Genomic DNA, 1,990 nt, shown 5'->3' with positions numbered 1-1,990 from the left:
GGCCGAGCCCGCGCTGCAGGCGTGGCGCGACGGCCGGGTGCGGTTCCATCCCGAGCGCTTCGGGCGCACCTACGAGCACTGGCTGGAGAACATCCGCGACTGGTGCATCAGCCGCCAGCTGTGGTGGGGCCACCGCATTCCCGTGTGGTACTGCGGCGACTGCGGTGAGACGATCGTTGCGCGCGAGGATCCCACGGCGTGTACGAAGTGTGGCGGCTCGGCGCTGGAGCAGGACCCCGACGTGCTCGACACCTGGTTCAGCTCGTGGCTGTGGCCGTTCAGCACCATGGGATGGCCGGAAGACACGGCCGACATGCGGAAGTTCTATCCCAACAGCACGTTGGTGTCGGGGCACGACATCCTGTTCTTCTGGATCTCGCGCATGATCATGGCGGGGCTGGAGTTTCGGGGCGAGGTGCCGTTCCGCGACGTGTACCTGACGGGAATGGTGCGCGACCACCTGGGGCGGAAGATGTCGAAGTCGCTGGGCAACGGCATCGACCCGCTGGTGGTGAAGCAGCGCTTCGGCGCCGACGCGCTGCGCTACACCGTGGTCAGCGGCTCCGGGGCGGGGACGGACCAGCTGCTGAACTACGAGAACCTGGACGAGACGTTCGGCCCCGGGCGCAACTTCGCCAACAAGCTGTGGAACGCCGGCCGGTTCGCGCTGATGAACCTGGGCGACGGTCCTCGCGTCCCCTTGGACGAAGTGGCGTCCGACCTGGAGCCGATGGACCGGTGGATCCTGTCGCGGCTCTCCAGGGCGGTGCGCGAGGTCACCGACTCGCTGGAGCGCTTCCGGCTGCAGGACGCGGCCACGCGCGGCTACGAGTTCTTCTGGGGCGAGTTGGCCGACTGGTACCTGGAGCTGGTGAAGCCCCGCCTGCGCGGCGACATGGGCGAGGCCAGCCGCCGCGCGGCGCAGGCCACGCTGGCCCAGGCGCTTGATGGGGCGCTGCGCATTCTTCACCCCGTGATGCCGTTCATCACCGAGGTGGTGTGGCAGAAGCTGCCCAAGGCTGAAGGCGAGGCGCCTGCGCTGATCGTGGCCCCCTGGCCGCAGCCGCGGGCGGAGTGGGAGGACGAAGCCGCCGAGAGGGCCATCGAAGAGCTGCAGGCGGTGATCGGCGCCGTGCGCACCATCCGCGGCGAGTACGGCATTCAGCCCGCCGCCCGCGTGCCGCTGCGCATTCCCGGCGCGTCGGACGAGGTGAAGGCTGTGCTGGATGCGAGCCGCCGCGCGCTCCGCGACATGTGCCGCGTGGACGAGATGGAGTTCGCGGGGGCGGATGGCGACGTCGGTGCCAGCGCGGTGCTGCGCTCGGGGACGGAGCTGTTCATCCCCCTGGCCGGCGTCATCGACCTGGACAAGGAGCGCGCCCGGCTTCGGGACGAGATCCAGCGGCTGGACGGGCACATCGCGGGGACGGAAAAGAAGCTATCCAACGAGTCGTTCGTCGCCCGCGCGCCGGAGAACGTGGTTCAGTACGAGCGCGACAAGCTGGCGTCGTTCGGCGACCAGCGCGGAAAGCTGGCGGAAAAGCTCCACGCGCTGGAAGGCGCGGCGTGATGCGGATGGAGCGCCTGGCACGTGCCGCCGTCCTCCTGGGGCTGGCGGCGTGTGCCAACGTGCAGGCCCCGCCGGGCGGGCCCGAGGACAAGCAGGCGCCGCGGCTGCTGGCCACGCGTCCAGACACCATGGCCAGCCTGCAGGGGTGGACGGGCCCGGTGGTGTTCGTGTTCGACGAGGAGTTGGCGGAGCAGGGCGTGGAGGACGCCGTGTCGCTGAGCCCCGTCCGCGGCCGCGTGGCGGTGGACAAGGAGGGCGACCAGATCGTCATCCGCTCGCGTGCCGGGTGGGAGCGCGGCCAGATCTACCAGGCCGAGGTGGCTGCGGGGATCAAAGACCGCTTCGGCAACGCGCGCACCGAGCCGATCCGCTTGGTGTTCAGCACCGGGCCCGCCATCCCCGACACCCGCGCGTCAGGAG

2 protein-coding genes are annotated in these 1,990 nt (G+C 70.3%); both read left to right on the top strand.

The annotated features are described in order from the left end of the window. Window positions 1-1,570: class I tRNA ligase family protein (locus VIB55_RS00065; protein ID WP_331874611.1), on the top strand; the 1,570-nt coding region annotated here is incomplete at its 5' end. Beyond that, window positions 1,570-1,990, top strand: a 421-nt coding sequence (locus VIB55_RS00060) for an Ig-like domain-containing protein (protein ID WP_331874610.1), incomplete at its 3' end; no start/stop codon positions are given. The genes VIB55_RS00065 and VIB55_RS00060, both read left to right, overlap by 1 nt.

The organism is Longimicrobium sp. (assembly GCF_036554565.1).
Taxonomy (GTDB): Bacteria; Gemmatimonadota; Gemmatimonadetes; order Longimicrobiales; family Longimicrobiaceae; genus Longimicrobium.
The sequence above is the reverse complement of the archived record's forward strand: the minus strand, read 5'-3'. Positions and strand labels throughout refer to the sequence as shown.